General features: G+C 59.9%; 14 protein-coding genes and 1 pseudogene. 12 read left to right on the top strand and 3 right to left on the bottom strand.

Annotated features, from left to right (window positions below; all coding sequences use genetic code 11):
- Positions 1 to 97 precede the first annotated feature (97 nt).
- The 3 genes and pseudogenes from PMA3_RS21630 to PMA3_RS31030 form a co-directional block, all read right to left on the bottom strand.
- On the bottom strand, positions 98 to 802 hold the full coding sequence (locus PMA3_RS21630) for a transposase (RefSeq protein WP_064680776.1): 705 nt from the start codon (positions 800 to 802) through the stop codon (positions 98 to 100).
- Between the two features lie 163 nt (positions 803 to 965).
- Positions 966 to 1,064: pseudogene (locus PMA3_RS31035) on the bottom strand (transposase); the annotation flags it as partial.
- A 306-nt stretch (positions 1,065 to 1,370) separates the two neighbouring features.
- Entirely contained in the window at positions 1,371 to 2,366 is a 996-nt protein-coding gene (locus PMA3_RS31030) for an RHS repeat-associated core domain-containing protein (RefSeq protein ID WP_082930390.1), read from the bottom strand.
- 459 nt (positions 2,367 to 2,825) lie between these two features.
- Between PMA3_RS31030 and flhA the strand changes: the two genes are divergently transcribed.
- The 12 genes from flhA to PMA3_RS21560 all read left to right on the top strand — a co-directional run bounded on the left by flhA (position 2,826) and on the right by PMA3_RS21560 (position 16,340).
- Positions 2,826 to 4,955 carry a flagellar biosynthesis protein FlhA gene (gene flhA, locus PMA3_RS21620; protein WP_064680775.1) on the top strand — a complete coding sequence of 710 codons (2,130 nt, stop codon included), beginning with the start codon at positions 2,826 to 2,828 and terminating at the stop codon, positions 4,953 to 4,955.
- Positions 4,956 to 4,966: 11 nt separating this feature from the next.
- On the top strand, positions 4,967 to 6,298 hold the full coding sequence (gene flhF / locus PMA3_RS21615; RefSeq protein ID WP_064679095.1) for a flagellar biosynthesis GTPase FlhF: 1,332 nt from the start codon (positions 4,967 to 4,969) through the stop codon (positions 6,296 to 6,298).
- Positions 6,299 to 6,414: 116 nt separating this feature from the next.
- Positions 6,415 to 7,245, top strand: a complete 831-nt coding sequence (gene fleN, locus PMA3_RS21610; RefSeq protein ID WP_007975361.1) for a flagellar synthesis regulator FleN — start codon at positions 6,415 to 6,417, stop codon at positions 7,243 to 7,245.
- Complete coding sequence (gene fliA, locus PMA3_RS21605; protein ID WP_064679094.1) at positions 7,242 to 7,982, top strand: RNA polymerase sigma factor FliA; 741 nt, start codon at positions 7,242 to 7,244, stop codon at positions 7,980 to 7,982. The genes fleN and fliA overlap by 4 nt, the downstream gene beginning before the upstream one ends.
- Before the next feature lie 167 nt (positions 7,983 to 8,149).
- On the top strand, positions 8,150 to 8,521 hold the full coding sequence (locus PMA3_RS21600) for a chemotaxis response regulator CheY (protein ID WP_162493647.1): 372 nt from the start codon (positions 8,150 to 8,152) through the stop codon (positions 8,519 to 8,521).
- Between the two features lie 22 nt (positions 8,522 to 8,543).
- The gene (locus PMA3_RS21595; protein WP_064679092.1) at positions 8,544 to 9,332 is read left to right on the top strand and encodes a protein phosphatase CheZ; all 789 of its coding nucleotides are present in this window, start codon (positions 8,544 to 8,546) and stop codon (positions 9,330 to 9,332) included.
- A gap of 23 nt (positions 9,333 to 9,355) precedes the next feature.
- The gene (locus PMA3_RS21590; RefSeq protein WP_064679091.1) at positions 9,356 to 11,620 is read left to right on the top strand and encodes a chemotaxis protein CheA; all 2,265 of its coding nucleotides are present in this window, start codon (positions 9,356 to 9,358) and stop codon (positions 11,618 to 11,620) included.
- Between the two features lie 50 nt (positions 11,621 to 11,670).
- Entirely contained in the window at positions 11,671 to 12,816 is a 1,146-nt protein-coding gene (locus PMA3_RS21585; protein ID WP_064679090.1) for a protein-glutamate methylesterase/protein-glutamine glutaminase, read from the top strand.
- Positions 12,816 to 13,556: a flagellar motor protein gene (locus PMA3_RS21580; protein ID WP_064679089.1), complete on the top strand. Its 741-nt coding sequence runs from the start codon at positions 12,816 to 12,818 to the stop codon at positions 13,554 to 13,556. Before PMA3_RS21585 ends, PMA3_RS21580 begins: the two co-directional genes overlap by 1 nt.
- A 14-nt stretch (positions 13,557 to 13,570) precedes the next feature.
- Positions 13,571 to 14,464 (top strand): flagellar motor protein MotD, encoded by an 894-nt coding sequence (gene motD, locus PMA3_RS21575; RefSeq protein WP_064679088.1) that lies wholly within the window; start codon positions 13,571 to 13,573, stop codon positions 14,462 to 14,464.
- Between the two features lie 43 nt (positions 14,465 to 14,507).
- Positions 14,508 to 15,296 carry a ParA family protein gene (locus PMA3_RS21570; protein ID WP_064679087.1) on the top strand — a complete coding sequence of 263 codons (789 nt, stop codon included), beginning with the start codon at positions 14,508 to 14,510 and terminating at the stop codon, positions 15,294 to 15,296.
- Positions 15,297 to 15,506: 210 nt separating this feature from the next.
- On the top strand, positions 15,507 to 16,340 hold the full coding sequence (locus tag PMA3_RS21560; protein WP_064680774.1) for a CheW domain-containing protein: 834 nt from the start codon (positions 15,507 to 15,509) through the stop codon (positions 16,338 to 16,340).
- Positions 16,341 to 16,403: the final 63 nt, after the last annotated feature.

Genomic DNA, 16,403 nt, shown 5'->3' with positions numbered 1-16,403 from the left:
GGACGAGAAAAGGGGACGACGAGAAAAGGGGACAGATTTATTTGAGAAAAGGGGACAGATTTATTTGCGAAATAAAAAGCGGACTTTCAAGGTCTCGTTAATTTTCGTCCTGCTTTTTTGCAGGCCTGCCTTGCCCTCGAGCTATTATTCGAAGCCCTGTGATGTTTTCTATTTCTTTCACAAAGCGGGAGGACCCTGTCAATTGCCCTCGTTGAAGGGCTTCTCTTATTAGCTCCAGCTCACCCCTCGGGGCGACCTGCTCAACAAATTCTGTATAGCGATTACGGCGAGCAAGCTCAGTTTCGCCAAGCGCTTTAAAGCAGGGATCGATATCCAGCCAGTTATTTGCTGCCGGTTCTACCACGCGAAGGTGGTAGCTGGACCAAGGATAACATTCTGCTCGGGAAACGAGATTGGCCCTCACGGGATTCAGCTCAATGTATCGGCTGCACGCCAGAAGGTAGGTGTCAGATTGAACAACGCTGGATTTGTAACGGCTCTCCCATAGCGTGCCGGAACGTCCTTCCAGCTTATTTCGATAGCGAGTCATGCGAGCTGCGAGGGCTTTCATCAATTGTCCCAGGCTTGATGCGGTGTCACCAGGTGCAAGCAAAAGATGAACATGATTGGTCATCAGGCAATAGGCATAAATGCGTACACCAAAAGCCTGCTTCAGCTCGCGCAGGTCCGAGAGGTAATACTCAAAATCAGCTGCGTCAGCGAAAACAACCTGCCGATTGTGGCCTCGCTGTACGACATGGTGGGGGTAGTTGGGCAGTACAACGCGTCCTATTCTGGGCATGCTGTTTCCTACGTCCTTGCAGTGATACGGATAGCTTAGCGGGAGCGAAATACACCGTTCTTGTTTGTTGTTAATAAATTTGTCGATTTCGTAGCTGAGAAATAAATCTGTCCCCTTTTTCCGAACATAGATGAGCTGAGAAATAAATCTGTCCCCTTTTTCCAAAATCAGCTGCATCAGCGAAAACAACCTGCCGATTGTGGCCTCGCTGTACGACATGGTGGGGGTAGTTGGGCAGTACAACGCGTCCTACTCTGGGCATGCTGTTTCCTACGTCCTTGCAGTGATACGGATAGCTTAGCGGGAGCGAAATACACGGTTCTTGTTTGTTGTTAATAAATTTGTCGATTTCGTAGCTGAGAAATAAATCTGTCCCCTTTTTCCTCCCTTTTTCCTCTTTTTCCTGCTTTTTCCTGCATCAATCAAGATTCTGTCGGCCTCCATAGGATCAGGACTACCGCAAAATCACCGGTCGACCCAGAGCCCTGTGGAGCGGGCTTGCCCGCGAAGAGGCCGGCCATGACACCGCCAATTCTCGAATAAGCCCCTCTATATTGGAATCGGTGTTCTATTGTTGATTTGGGTTTTGTGAGCCAGATCTAATATCGCTAGCTTTTAGCACCACATCTTCATAGCGAGTGGTGCTGATGACGAAATGCTCCTTGTCACCGGCTTCTTTTATCCCGTCTACCCAGTTACTGGATGTGGAACGCTTCAAATACACATCAAAGATTACGGGTGTGACATCATTTTTGTTCCTTGTCGCTTCTTTAGCCACAGCTTGGGCAGTTTCCCGGTTTTTAGTTACATAAAACCCAAGCCCGTGGCCCGTACCTCGGTTGGAGCCTATGAAGCTGGGATCCAGTCCGTTTTCGAGACTTGCGACATGTTCACTAGTAGAACCATGATAACCAAAAAATTCATGTTGTTCTGACAGAGGCTTAGCGAATTTATTAGCGTGCTTTGAAGTGTTGCCGTTTGTTGTTGTTTTCGAGAATTTTTTTCTGATCCAGCTTAATAATTTCCAACGGGACTGGCCGCTTGCGTCTGTGAAATTCATTGGATCTCCAGAGCAGTATGCATAAGGGTTCAATCCACCCTTCCCAAACGGACTCAAACCGTCCGGACTATTAAACCGCATCAAAGCTGGATTAAACGCCCGATATCCATTGCCCAATAAATAACATCCGGTCACCGGATCCGGCCGTTCGCCGTTAAAGCCGAGCAAGCTTGGTAACCCGCCTTCAACAGGGCGGTAACCATAAGGTGAATAGGCAATGGGCTGCGGGGGATGCTTGGCCTTGCGCGTCTGCAACACCGAACGCTGCTGATCGGTGGACAGCAACGTGGTCTCGGGTGCATCACCCTCACTTCGCTGTTGCGCCAACAGCTGCTCGCCATGCTGAACGATCGAATAACGCATCACCCCCTGCATCTCGGTCGCCAGCCTGCTTTTGCAGTAAAAGCGCTGGCGCTCGAGGGTATCTGTCAATGTATGACTGATGAGTCGATCAAGAGGGTCGTAGTGGTATTGGCAAAGCACGGTTTCGCGCGGCGATGTCATGGAGGGGGGGCTCCGAAGGTCCGAAGTGCGGGAGCTCAGTATTGGCGGTTTGGCTAGGGTTGGGTACTAGCAGAACTGATAGGTACGTTGGGTTTGCTCATTCGAATTGCTGGCTAGCGGCGCACATTCTCTGAGGTATCGCTGGCAGTACCGGCCTCATCGCGGGCAAGCCCGGCTCCCACAGGATCGGGGATGACTGAAAAATCACCGTTCGGCACAGAACCTTGTGGGAGCGAGCTTGCTCGCGATGAGGCCATCCCATCCAATAGAGATGTTCACTGACACACCGCGGGAGCGAGACCGGCTTGCCGGCGAAAGCGCCCCTCCTGTCGCCACAAACTCCCGTTAAAACATCCGTACCTTAAAACCCCGCAAAAGTTGGAAGGCTTCTTGCAGTACCCCCTCTACGCCGGCACCCGGCGTCAAAAGTTTGCTTCAAAGGCACGGGGAAAAAAACCGGTGGATCGCTCTCAGCTACTCAACACTGCTCGCACCAACGTTGCCGATTTAAGTCGGGGCAATCTGGGCGTGCCGTTGTTGTTGCTGGTCATGCTGGCGATGATGATGTTGCCGATGCCGCCGTTCCTGCTGGACGTGTTTTTCACGTTTAACATTGCGCTGTCGATCGTGGTTCTGCTGGTCTGCGTCTACGCCTTGCGCCCACTGGATTTCGCGGTGTTCCCGACCATCCTGCTGGTGGCGACGCTGTTGCGGCTGGCGTTGAACGTGGCCTCCACACGGGTGGTGATGCTCCACGGCCAGGACGGTCATGCCGCCGCCGGCAAGGTGATCCAGGCCTTCGGCGAGGTGGTGATCGGCGGTAACTACGTGGTCGGTATCGTGGTCTTCGCCATTTTGATGATCATCAACTTCGTGGTGGTGACCAAGGGTGCCGGGCGGATTTCCGAGGTGAGCGCGCGTTTCACCCTCGATGCCATGCCCGGCAAGCAAATGGCGATCGACGCCGACCTGAACGCCGGTTTGATCGACCAGAACCAGGCTAAGGCCCGACGCTCCGAAGTCGCCCAGGAGGCCGAGTTCTACGGTTCCATGGACGGTGCCAGCAAGTTCGTGCGCGGTGACGCCATTGCCGGTCTGCTGATTCTGTTCATCAACCTGATCGGTGGCATGGCGGTCGGGATCTTCCAGCATGGCATGACCTTCGGCGACGCCGGCAAGGTGTACGCGCTGTTGACCATCGGTGACGGTTTGGTGGCGCAATTGCCATCACTGTTGTTATCGACAGCTGCCGCGATCATGGTGACCCGTGCTTCCGGTTCCGAAGACATGGGCAAACAGATCAATCGCCAGATGTTCGCCTCGCCGAAAGCCTTGGCGGTCGCGGCCGGTTTGATGGCGGTGATGGGCCTGGTGCCGGGCATGCCGCACTTCTCTTTTCTCAGCATGGCGGCCCTGGCTGGCGGCGGCGCGTACCTGTTCTGGAAGAAGCAGAACAACGTCAAGGTTCAGGCCCTGCAGGAGGTGCAGCGTCAGCAGGAGCTGCTGCCGTCGCCGGCCCGGGCCCAGGAAACCAAGGAGCTGGGCTGGGACGACGTCACCCCGATCGACATGATCGGCCTGGAAGTCGGCTACCGCCTGATTCCGCTGGTGGATCGCAACCAGGGTGGGCAGTTGCTGGCGCGGATCAAGGGCGTGCGCAAGAAACTGTCCCAGGACCTGGGCTTCCTGATGCCGACCGTGCATATCCGTGACAACCTCGACCTGGCGCCGAGCGCCTATCGCCTGACCCTGATGGGGGTGATCCTGGCCGAAGCGGAGATTTACCCGGACCGGGAGCTGGCGATCAACCCGGGGCAGGTCTACGGTACGTTGAACGGCATAAACGCCAAAGATCCGGCTTTCGGCCTGGAAGCGGTCTGGATCGAAGTCAGTCAGCGGGCCCAGGCGCAGTCCCTCGGTTATACCGTGGTCGATGCCAGTACCGTGGTGGCAACCCATTTGAACCAGATTCTGTACAAGCACTCCAGTGAGCTGATCGGCCACGAAGAAGTGCAGCAACTCATGCAATTGCTGGCTAAAAGCTCGCCAAAACTGGCTGAAGAGCTGGTGCCGGGCGTGGTCTCGCTGTCACAGCTGCTCAAGGTGTTGCAGGCGTTGCTGGCCGAACAGGTACCGGTGCGGGACATTCGCAGCATTGCCGAGGCCATCGCGAACAATGCGGCCAAGAGTCAAGATACCGCCGCGCTGGTGGCCGCCGTACGCGTCGGCGTCTCCCGCGCAATCGTCCAAAGCATTGTAGGCACTGACTCCGAGCTGCCAGTGATCACGCTGGAGCCAAGGTTGGAACAGATATTGCTCAATAGTCTGCAGAAGGCGGGACAAGGCTCGGAAGAGGGCGTTCTGCTGGAGCCAAGCATGGCTGAAAAGCTGCAGCGCTCGTTGATCGAGGCGGCTCAGCGCCAGGAAATGCAAGGTCAACCGGTGATTCTGCTGGTAGCCGGTCCGATTCGCGCGATGCTGTCGCGGTTTGGCCGACTCGCGGTCCCGGGTTTGCATGTGTTGGCGTACCAGGAAATCCCTGACAACAAGCAAGTGACCATCGTTGCGACAGTAGGGCCCAACGGCTGAGGTAATGGTTCATGCAAGTTAAGCGTTTTTTCGCCGCCGATATGCGTCAGGCCATGAAGCTGGTTCGTGATGAGCTGGGCGCTGACGCCGCCATCATCGGCAACCGCCGGATCGCCGGTGGTGTCGAGCTGACTGCAGCCCTGGATTACAAGCTGTCGGCGCTGGCGCCGCGTGTGCCGAACATGGAGCTTGAAGACGAGTTGCGCAAGACCCAGTCGCGGATCGTCACCGCCCAGGCCGAACTGAGCCTGCGTAGCGAAGGCGAGAGCGACAAGGCGACCAATCGCCAGCTGTTCGCCGGCCTGCCGTTGACCGCCGCCGAGCCGCTGGTCGAGCCGACCTACACCGAACCTGCGCGTCCTGCGCCAGCGCCTGCCGCAGTGGCAACAGGCGGCGTCGACCCGCGGGCCTTCGACTCGATGCGTTTCGAGCTCAATAGCCTGCGCGAATTGATGGAAGTGCAACTCGGCTCCCTGGCCTGGAACCAGCTGCAAGGCAGCCGCCCGGCCCAGGCCAGCCTGTGGCGGCGCATGCAACGCATCGGCCTCTCCGGCCCGTTGTCCCGGGATTTGCTGGCGATGATTCCCGACATCGAAGAGCCCCGTCAGGCCTGGCGCATGTTGCTGGCGCACCTGGCGCGGATGATCAATACACCAGACATCGAACCCTTGGAAGAGGGCGGCGTGATTGCCATGGTCGGCCCTGCGGGCATGGGCAAGACCACCACCCTGGCCAAGCTCGCGGCCCGGTACGTGCTCAAGTACGGCGCGCAGCATATCGCGCTGGTGAGCATGGACAGCTACCGGATCGGTGCCCAGGAACAGCTCAAGACCCTCGGCCGCATCCTCAATGTGCCGGTGACACACGTCGACCCGGGGCAATCGTTGGTGCAGGCGCTCGACCCCTTGCTGCGCAAGCGTGTGGTGCTGATCGATACCGCCGGCCTGCAGGCCAGCGACCCGGCGCTGCGCATGCAGCTCGAAAGCCTGGCCGGGCGTGGCATCAAGTCAAAGAATTATCTGGTCCTGGCCACTACCAGCCAGAAGCAGGTGCTGACCGCCGCTTATCATAGTTACAAGCGCTGCGGGCTCGCTGGCTGCATCCTGACTAAACTGGATGAAACGGCGAGCCTGGGCGACGTGTTGAGCCTGGCCATCAGCCATGATTTACCAGTGGCTTACCTGACCGATGGCCCGCGGATTCCGGATGATTTGCATCTGCCGCGTCGTCATCAGCTGGTCAGCCGTGCAGTAAGCGTGCAAATGCAGGAAGAACCCAGCGAAGAAGCCATGGCTGATATGTTCGCTGATATTTATCACAGCCCGACCAAACAGGTCGGCTGAGGTAGCAATGAATAGTTTTTGTACCTACATCGATGGTCTGCCATGCATTGTTCCGTTTGTGAACGCGCAGCCAGTAATGTGGCCTCCGTCTATGCAAGACAAGGTAAAGAAATAACATGGGCAGCATGCATCCCGTACAGGTGATCGCGGTGACCGGCGGCAAAGGTGGCGTCGGGAAAACTAACGTGTCAGTGAACTTGTCCCTGGCTCTCGCCGAGCTCGGCCGGCGCGTCATGTTGCTGGACGCCGATCTGGGGCTGGCGAACGTCGACGTCCTGCTGGGACTGACACCCAAACGTACCCTGGCCGACGTGATCGAAGGCCGCTGCGAGCTGCGCGACGTTTTGTTGCAAGGCCCCGGCGGCATTCGTATCGTGCCGGCCGCGTCCGGCACGCAGAGCATGGTGCATCTGAGCCCGGCGCAGCATGCCGGCCTGATCCAGGCTTTCAGCGACATCGGCGATAACCTCGACGTATTGGTGATCGACACCGCGGCGGGCATTGGTGAGTCGGTCGTCAGTTTCGTTCGCGCCGCCCAGGAAGTGTTGCTGGTGGTCTGCGACGAACCGACCTCGATCACCGACGCCTACGCCCTGATCAAGTTGCTCAATCGCGACTACGGCATGAACCGCTTCCGCGTCCTGGCCAACATGGCCCAGAGCCCGCAGGAAGGTCGCAACCTGTTCGCCAAGTTGACCAAGGTCACCGATCGTTTCCTCGACGTCGCCTTGCAATACGTCGGCGCCGTGCCGTACGACGAAAGCGTGCGCAAGGCCGTGCAGAAGCAGCGCGCGGTCTATGAGGCCTTCCCGCGTTCCAAGTGCTCGCTGGCTTTCAAGGCGATTGCACAGAAGGTCGATACCTGGCCGCTGCCGGCCAACCCCCGCGGGCACCTGGAGTTTTTCGTCGAACGCCTGGTGCAACAAACCGCAGGACCGGTGCTATGACAGCCAGTGGCTACAACTTTTACAAGCAGTCGGCACGTGACGCGCAGTACGAGCTGATCGAGCGTTACGCGCCACTGGTCAAACGCATTGCTTACCACTTGCTGGCGCGTCTGCCGGCCAGTGTCCAGGTCGAAGACCTGATCCAGGCCGGGATGATCGGCCTGCTGGAAGTGTCGACCAAATATGACGCCAGCAAAGGCGCCAGCTTCGAGACGTACGCGGGCATTCGAATCCGCGGCGCGATGCTCGATGAGGTGCGCAAGGGGGACTGGGCGCCACGTTCGGTCCACCGCAATACCCGCATGGTCAGCGACGCGATTCGCTCGATTGAAGCTAAAACCGGGCGCGACGCTAAAGATCACGAAGTTGCGGCCGAACTCCAATTGAGTCTCGACGATTATTACGGGATTTTGAACGACACCCTGGGCAGCCGGCTGTTCAGTTTCGACGATCTGTTGCAGGACGGCGAACACGAAGGGCTGCACGAGGATGGCGCGAGTGCACATCCGGAGCCTTCACGGGATCTGGAAGATGATCGCTTCCAGGCGGCGCTGGCGGATGCGATTGCCAATTTGCCTGAGCGTGAGCGACTGGTGTTGGCGCTGTACTACGACGAAGAGCTGAATCTCAAGGAAATCGGCGAGGTCCTGGGGGTCAGCGAATCCCGGGTCAGCCAGTTGCATAGCCAGTGCGCGGCCCGTTTGCGGGCGCGTTTGGGGGAGTGGCGAGCGCGCTGAAGGCAGTGTGGGGACACTGCGAACGTGACTGGCGGGGTGGTGAACTGCGCCGGTCTCGATCTGTTGTGCTCCAGACAGTCATCGAGTGTATCGCCGGATTGATTGAAATGGCGCGTCCAGCTGTTGGGCGCGTTTAAGACTGCTTGGAGGTCGACTTGGACAAGAACATGAAAATCCTCATCGTTGATGACTTCTCAACGATGCGGCGGATCATAAAAAACCTGTTGCGTGACCTTGGGTTCACCAACACGGTCGAGGCGGATGATGGCACCACTGCCATTCCGATGCTCAACAGCGGCAGCATCGACTTTCTGGTCACCGACTGGAACATGCCAGGCATGACCGGCATCGATCTGCTGCGCCACGTGCGCGCCGATGAGAAGCTCAAGCACCTGCCGGTGCTGATGGTGACCGCTGAAGCCAAGCGCGAGCAGATCATCGAAGCGGCCCAGGCCGGTGTTAACGGCTATGTGGTCAAACCCTTCACGGCCCAAGCGCTGAAAGAAAAAATCGAGAAGATTTTCGAACGCATTGGTTGAGCAACGGCGCCACGGGGAAGCTATGGAGCATAAAGAATCTTCACAGGGCGATTTCGAGTCGACCCTGAAAAAACACGCGGTCGAACTGGTCGAAAGCCTTGAAAAAGGCAAGTTCGGCGACGCGGTGCAACTGATCCATGAGCTCAACCAGACCCGTGACCGCGGCCTTTATCGGGAAGTGGGCAAGCTCACCCGCGAGCTGCACAGCGCGATCGTCAATTTCCAGATTGACCCGCACATGCCGCAAGCCGAGGAAGTGTCCCAGATCACCGACGCCACCGAGCGCCTGGGCTACGTGGTCAGGCTGACCGAAGCCGCGGCCAACCGCACCATGGACCTGGTAGAGAACGCCACGCCGCTGGTCAACAGCCTGAGCAACGAAGCCCAGGCGCTGAGCACGGACTGGGGGCGCTTCATGCGTCGCGAAGTCGGGGCTGAAGAGTTCCGCGAACTGGCCCGGCGGGTCGACGGTTTCCTGACACGCAGCAGCGCCGACAACCGCATTGTGTCGAGCAACCTCAACGATATCCTGCTCGCCCAGGATTATCAGGACCTCACCGGTCAAGTGATCAAGCGTGTGACTCAATTGGTCACCGAAGTTGAAAGCAACCTGCTCAAACTCGTGCTGATGGCCAGTCAGGTGGACCGCTTTGCGGGCATCGAACATGACCGTGAAGCGATGCGGGCAGAAAAAGATCCGCAAAAACAGCTCTCTCAGGGTGAAGGTCCGCAGATTCATGCCGATAAAAGAGAAGACGTTGTGTCCGGTCAGGACGATGTGGACGATTTGCTTTCCAGCCTTGGATTTTAAGACCTGTTAGGAGCACCCCATTAATGAGCTTCGGCGCCGATGAAGAGATCCTTCAGGATTTCCTGGTTGAGGCCGGCGAGATTCTTGAGCAACTGTCCGAACAACTGGTCGAGCTTGAAAGCCGACCGGATGATGCAGACTTGCTCAATGCAATTTTTCGCGGTTTTCACACTGTAAAAGGAGGCGCCGGCTTCCTCCAGCTCCACGAGCTGGTGGAGTGCTGTCACATCGCCGAGAACGTGTTCGACATCCTGCGCAAGGGTGAACGTCGCGTCGACTCGGAACTGATGGACGTGGTTCTTGAAGCCCTGGACGCGGTGAACGGCATGTTCACCGAGGTCCGCGAACGCAGCCCGGTCACGGCGGCCACGCCTGAGTTGCTGGCGGCCCTGGCGCGTCTGGCCGAGCCGCAGTCGACCGACCAGGCGGCACCGGCTGCGGCCGTGGCGCCTGTGGCTGACAGCCCGTCGGATGACATCACCGACAATGAATTCGAACAGTTGCTGGACTCGCTGAACGCGGTCAAGGCGCAGGCCGAAGCGGCGCCTTGCGCGCCGGCACCGGTCAGCGGCAATGCCGCGGCCAGCGATGAAATCACCGATGCCGAGTTCGAGTCATTGCTCGATCAGTTGCACGGCAAAGGCCGGTTCGCCGTCGATGCAGTGGTTGCGCCCGCCGCGCCTGCAGCGCCCGCGACCCCGGCCACGCCGAAAGCGGCAGGCGACAGCTCCGACATCACCGACGAAGAATTCGAAGCACTGCTCGATCAGCTGCACGGCAAGGGCAACTTCGCGGTCGAAGCGCTGGAGTCGGCGATTGCGTCGGCTCCGGTCCCGGCTGCGCCAACGGCCGCAGCGGTGGGCAGCGATCTGATCTCCGATCACGAGTTCGAAGCGCTGCTCGACGAACTTCACGGCAAGGGCAAGTTTTCGGAAATCGGCACCGCGACCGGCGCCAGTGCGCCGGTGGCCACACCGCTCGCCAAGGCAGCAGCGCCTCAATCGGTCGCCAAAGCCGCCGAGCCAAAAGCCCCCGAGCCAAAAGCCGAAGCAGCGAAGGCCGCCCCGGCGCCTGTGCGTGCACCTGCGGCGCCACCGCCTGAGAAACCCGCCAGCGAAGCCGAGACCACCGTGCGGGTCGACACCGCGCGGCTCGATGAAATCATGAACATGGTCGGCGAGTTGGTGCTGGTGCGTAACCGCCTGGTCCGCCTGGGGGCCAACAGCGCCGATGAGGCCATGTCCAAGGCCGTGTCGAACCTCGACGTGGTCACGGCCGACCTGCAGACCGCGGTCATGAAGACCCGGATGCAACCGATCAAGAAGGTCTTCGGACGCTTCCCGCGCCTGGTCCGCGACCTGGCACGCCAGCTCAAGAAAGAGATCAACCTGGAGCTGGTCGGCGAAGAAACCGACCTCGACAAGAACCTGGTCGAGGCCCTGGCCGATCCGCTGGTCCACCTGGTGCGCAACGCCGTCGACCACGGCATCGAATCGCCGGAAGAACGCGAGGCCGCGGGCAAGTCCCGGGGCGGCAAGGTGATACTCGCGGCCGAGCAGGAAGGCGACCACATCCTGCTGTCGATCTCCGATGACGGCAAAGGCATGGACCCGAACGTGCTGCGCGCCATCGCGGTAAAACGCGGGGTGATGGACAAGGACGCGGCCGAGCGCCTGAGCGATACCGAGTGCTACAACCTGATTTTCGCCCCGGGGTTCTCGACCAAGACCGAGATCTCCGACGTGTCGGGTCGTGGCGTGGGCATGGACGTGGTGAAAACCAAGATTTCCCAGCTCAACGGCTCGATCAACATCTACTCGGCCAAGGGCCAGGGCTCGAAGATCGTCATCAAGGTGCCGCTGACCCTGGCGATCATGCCGACGCTGATGGTCATGCTGGCCAACCAGGCGTTCGCCTTCCCGCTGGTGAACGTCAACGAGATCTTCCACCTCGACCTGTCGCGCACCAACGTGGTGGACGGTCAGGAAGTGGTGATCGTGCGCGACAAGGCGCTGCCACTGTTCTACCTCAAGCGCTGGCTGGTCCGCTCCGCCGCTCACGAAGAGCAGCGTGAAGGCCATGTGGTGATCCTGACTGTGGGCACCCAGCGGATCGGCTTCGTCGTCGATCAACTGGTGGGCCAGGAAGAAGTGGTCATCAAGCCATTGGGCAAAATGCTCCAGGGAACCCCGGGCATGTCGGGCGCCACCATCACCGGTGACGGCCGCATTGCGCTGATTCTCGATGTTCCGAGCATGCTCAAGCGTTACGCCACGCGGCGTATTTGATTCTGGCGGGGCGGGGCGACTGAGCCTTGCTCCGTCCATATGGAGTGTTTATGGCAGTCAAAGTCCTGGTGGTGGATGATTCGGGGTTTTTCCGCCGCCGCGTCTCGGAAATTCTTTCAGCCGATCCGAATATCCAGGTCGTCGGCACGGCGACCAACGGCAAAGAGGCAATCGATCAGGCGCTGGCCCTCAAGCCGGACGTGATCACTATGGACTACGAGATGCCGATGATGGATGGCATCACCGCCGTGCGGCATATCATGCAACGCTGTCCGACCCCGGTGTTGATGTTCTCCTCGCTCACCCATGAAGGCGCCCGGGTCACCCTGGATGCGCTGGACGCCGGCGCGGTGGATTTCCTGCCGAAGAATTTCGAAGACATCTCGCGCAACCCGGAGAAGGTCAAGCAACTGCTGTGCGAGAAGATTCTGAGCATCTCGCGCAGTAATCGTCGTGCCAGCACCTACAGCACCTACAGCGCCCCGGCGCCGGTCGCCGCGCCAGCGCCAGCCCCGACACCTGCGCCTTCGAGCGTCAGCAGTTACGGCAGTAGCGCGCCGGCGCGTCCGGCCCCGGCACCCATTCCGGCGCGAACGCCTGCCCCGGCATCGTCGTCGCCAGCACCCAGGCGTAAAGCCTACAAACTGGTCGCCATCGGCACGTCCACCGGCGGCCCGGTTGCCCTGCAGCGGGTGCTGACCCAGTTGCCGGCCAACTTCCCGGCACCGATCGTGTTGATCCAGCACATGCCGGCGGCCTTCACCAAGGCATTCGCCGAGCGGCTGGACAAGCTCTGCCGCATCCACGTCAAGGAAGCCGAGGATGGCGACATCCTGCGTCCGGGGCTCGCACTGCTGGCCCCGGGTGGCAAGCAGATGATGGTCGACGGCCGTGGCGCGGTGAAAATCCTTCCGGGTGACGAACGCCTGAACTACCGTCCGTGCGTGGACATCACCTTCGGTTCGGCCGCCAAGTCCTACGGCGACAAAGTTCTGGCGGTGGTATTGACCGGCATGGGCGCAGACGGGCGCGAAGGCGCACGGCTGCTCAAGCAGAGCGGCAGCTCGATCTGGGCTCAGGATGAAGCCAGCTGCGTGATCTACGGCATGCCGATGGCCATCGTCAAAGCCGAACTGGCCGATGCGGTGTATGGCCTGGACGAGATTGGCAAGCATCTGGTCGAGGCGTGCATCTGATGGATGTACTGAGCCTGATCGGGATCATCATGGCATTTGTCGCGATCATCGGCGGCAACTACCTTGAAGGCGGTCACCTCGGCGCATTGGCCAACGGCCCGGCGGCATTGATTGTCATCGGCGGGACCGTCGGGGCGGCGCTGCTGCAGTCGCCGATGAGCGCGTTCAAGCGGGCCCTGCAGATTCTGGTCTGGATTTTGTTCCCGCCGCGGGTGGATCTGGCGGGCGGTATCGATCGCGTGGTGGGCTGGAGCCTGACCGCGCGCAAGGAAGGTCTGCTCGGCCTGGAAGGGGTGGCCGACGCCGAACCCGACAGCTACTCGCGCAAAGGCCTGCAACTGCTGGTGGACGGCGCCGAGCCGGAGGCGATTCGCAGCATTCTGGAGGTGGATTTCTACACCCAGGAAAGCCGTGACGTCGAGGCCGCCAAAGTCTTCGAAAGCATGGGCGGCTACGCGCCGACCATCGGCATCATCGGTGCAGTGATGGGCCTGATTCACGTGATGGGCAACCTGGCCGATCCGTCACAATTGGGCAGCGGCATTGCCGTGGCCTTCGTCGCCACCATCTACGGCGTGGCCAGTGCCAACCTGATCCTGCTGCCGATTGCCGCCAAGCTCAAGTCCGTCGCCCTGCGCCAGTCGCGATATCGCGAAATGCTGCTCGAAGGCATCCTGTCGATCGCCGAAGGTGAAAACCCTCGCTCTATCGAGTTGAAGCTTCACGGCTTCATGGATTGAGGAGGTCATGGTCGATGGCTCGTCGCCGGCAACCTGAAGAACCGGTCAATCGCGAACGCTGGCTGGTGTCCTATGCGGACTTCATCACCTTGCTGTTCGCCTTTTTCGTGGTGATGTACTCGATCTCTTCGGTCAACGAAGGCAAGTACAAGGTCATTTCCGAAGCGTTGATCGGGGTCTTCAACGACGCTGATCGCGCGCTCCAGCCGATTCCCGTCGGCGACGAACGACCGAAGACCGTGACCCCGGCCAAGCCGCTGGTGAAAGACAGCGAGCAAATCGACGCAGGCATCGCCCAGGCCGCCAGCGATCCGCTGAAAAGCATCGCCGATGACATCAGCGCGGCATTCGGCGACCTGATCAGCTCCAGCCAGATGACCGTGCGCGGCAACGAGTTGTGGGTTGAAATCGAGCTCAATTCCAGCCTGTTGTTCGGCAGCGGCGACGCCATGCCCAGCGACATCGCGTTCAACATTATCGACAAGGTCGCCGCGATCCTGAAGCCGTTCGATAATCCGGTTCACGTCGAAGGATTCACCGACGATCGTCCGATCCGCACCGCGCAATACCCGACCAACTGGGAGCTGTCCTCGGCCCGGTCGGCGAGCATCGTGCGCATGCTGGCGATGCAGGGGGTGAACCCCGGTCGTCTGGCGTCGGTGGGTTACGGCGAGTTCCAGCCCGTGGCCAACAACGCGACCGCCGAGGGCCGGGCGCGCAACCGTCGCGTGGTGCTGGTGGTGTCGCGAAATCTCGATATACGTCGCAGCCTGACCGGTACCGGATCCGCCAATGCCAAACCGGATGCCGCCTTGAAGCGTGCTGGCACACAAACTGCACCGACCCCGATCAAGTCGCCGGGACGAGAGAGTGCCGTCAATTCTCCGTCACCCGCATTAATACGCTGAGCTATTTCTCGATCGTACCTGTCGACCGGGAGGAACAATCCAAATGAGAGTCTGGGCAGTCGCCAATCAAAAAGGTGGTGTCGGTAAAACCACTTCCTCCATCGCTTTAGCCGGGTTACTGGCCGAGGCGGGCAAGCGCGTGGTCGTGGTCGATCTCGACCCCCATGGCTCCATGACCAGTTACTTCGGTTATGACCCCGATCGCCTGGAACACAGCGTCTACGATCTGTTCCTGCACAAGGGCAGCGTGCCCGCGGGTTTACCCGGTCAGCTGTTGTTGTCCACCAGTCATGAACACATTTCGTTGTTGCCGTCGAGCACCGCACTGGCGACCCTCGAGCGCCAGTCGCCGGGCCAGAGCGGCCTGGGCCTGGTGATTGCCAAGAGCCTGGCGCAGTTGTGGCAGGACTTCGATTACGCCGTGATCGACAGCCCGCCGTTGCTCGGCGTGCTGATGGTCAATGCCTTGGCGGCGAGCCAGCAGCTGGTGATCCCGGTACAGACCGAGCACCTGGCGGTCAAAGGCCTGGAGCGCATGGTCAGCACGCTGACGATGATCAACCGTTCACGCAAACAGGCGCTGCCGTTCAGCATCGTGCCGACCTTGTACGATCGCCGCACCCAGGCTTCCATCGGGACGCTACGGTTGTTGCGCGACATGTACCCGGAGGAAATCTGGCAGGGCCACATCCCGGTCGACACCCGCTTGCGGGACGCCAGCCGTGCCGGCATGACACCTTCGCAATTCGACAGCAAGAGCCGTGGCGTCCTCGCTTACCGCGCCCTGCTCAAGCACCTGTTGGCGGCACAACTTGTCCCGCAGGTGGCCTGAGATGAACCCGCCCCCGGTAGGAGCAAGCTTGCTCGCGATGGCCGTCAACGATAACGCTAAAAACCTGACACCCCGCGGTGCTCTCAGGTTCTTCGCTGTAGGAGCAAGCTTGCTCGCGATGGACGTCAACGATAACGCTAAAAACCTGACACCCCGCGGCGTCCTCAGGTTCTTCGCGAGCAAGCTCGCTCCTACAGTAGGGTCGTGTCGGTGAATCGGCCGGTAAAGATCACTTCTCGTCCGCAACTGGCGCTGCAGTCCTATCTGGACAGCTTGCTGATGGACGCGACCGACGAACTCACGGCGGACGTCGAAACGCTCCCCGAAGTGGTCGAGGACGACAGTGCGCTGGATGAATTCCAGGCGGCGGTGCTTGAAGAGCAAGCCCGTGATGCGCAGGTCGTGCCAGTGCCATTGGCTTCGATCCCGGTGACCGTGATCGAAGCGCCAGCACCGGATGCCACCCTATCCGCGCCGTTGCAAACCCTGGTCCCACCACTAGTCGAAGTCCATCAAGCTTCCGGCGCCACGCCGCCAACGATTGAAACAAACGGTCGCCCTTCATGGGCCGCCGAGCCATTCGAATGCCTGTTGTTCGATGTCGCCGGGTTGACCCTGGCGGTGCCGCTGGTGTGCCTGGGTTCGATCTATTCGTTGACCGGTCACGAACTGACACCCCTGTTCGGTCAACCGGAGTGGTTCCTCGGGATCCTGCCAAGCCAGGCCGGCAACCTGAAGGTGCTCGATACCGCGCGCTGGGTCATGCCCGATCGTTACCGCGACGATTTCCGCCAGGGCCTGCAATACGTCATTTCGGTGCAAGGCTATGAGTGGGCGCTGGCGGTGCATCAGGTCAGCCGTTCGTTGCGCCTGGACCCGAACGAAATCAAATGGCGCAGCCACCGCGGTCAACGGCCATGGCTGGCAGGCACGGTGATCGAACACATGTGTGCGCTGCTCGACGTTGCCGAACTGGCCGAGTTGATCGCCAGCGGTGGGGCAAAACACATGGACGGCAACAAGCCGGCGCGTCAACCGACATAACAGCTACATGACAACACAGAGGGCGGCACTTCATGTCGTCGCACAGAACACACACCGCCAGGG

The organism is Pseudomonas silesiensis (assembly GCF_001661075.1).
GTDB classification, from domain to species: Bacteria; Pseudomonadota; Gammaproteobacteria; order Pseudomonadales; family Pseudomonadaceae; genus Aquipseudomonas; species Aquipseudomonas silesiensis.
Note: the sequence above shows the minus strand (reverse complement) of the source record. Positions and strands in the feature narration are given on the sequence as shown.

Coding starts and splice junctions, on each gene's coding strand:
- PMA3_RS21630 (WP_064680776.1), bottom strand. CDS start 802: ATGCCCAGAATAGGACGCGTTGTACTGCCCAACTACCCCCACCATGTC.
- PMA3_RS31030 (WP_082930390.1), bottom strand. CDS start 2,366: ATGACATCGCCGCGCGAAACCGTGCTTTGCCAATACCACTACGACCCT.
- flhF (WP_064679095.1), top strand. CDS start 4,967: ATGCAAGTTAAGCGTTTTTTCGCCGCCGATATGCGTCAGGCCATGAAG.
- fleN (WP_007975361.1), top strand. CDS start 6,415: ATGGGCAGCATGCATCCCGTACAGGTGATCGCGGTGACCGGCGGCAAA.
- fliA (WP_064679094.1), top strand. CDS start 7,242: ATGACAGCCAGTGGCTACAACTTTTACAAGCAGTCGGCACGTGACGCG.
- PMA3_RS21600 (WP_162493647.1), top strand. CDS start 8,150: ATGAAAATCCTCATCGTTGATGACTTCTCAACGATGCGGCGGATCATA.
- PMA3_RS21595 (WP_064679092.1), top strand. CDS start 8,544: ATGGAGCATAAAGAATCTTCACAGGGCGATTTCGAGTCGACCCTGAAA.
- PMA3_RS21590 (WP_064679091.1), top strand. CDS start 9,356: ATGAGCTTCGGCGCCGATGAAGAGATCCTTCAGGATTTCCTGGTTGAG.
- PMA3_RS21585 (WP_064679090.1), top strand. CDS start 11,671: ATGGCAGTCAAAGTCCTGGTGGTGGATGATTCGGGGTTTTTCCGCCGC.
- PMA3_RS21580 (WP_064679089.1), top strand. CDS start 12,816: ATGGATGTACTGAGCCTGATCGGGATCATCATGGCATTTGTCGCGATC.
- motD (WP_064679088.1), top strand. CDS start 13,571: ATGGCTCGTCGCCGGCAACCTGAAGAACCGGTCAATCGCGAACGCTGG.
- PMA3_RS21570 (WP_064679087.1), top strand. CDS start 14,508: ATGAGAGTCTGGGCAGTCGCCAATCAAAAAGGTGGTGTCGGTAAAACC.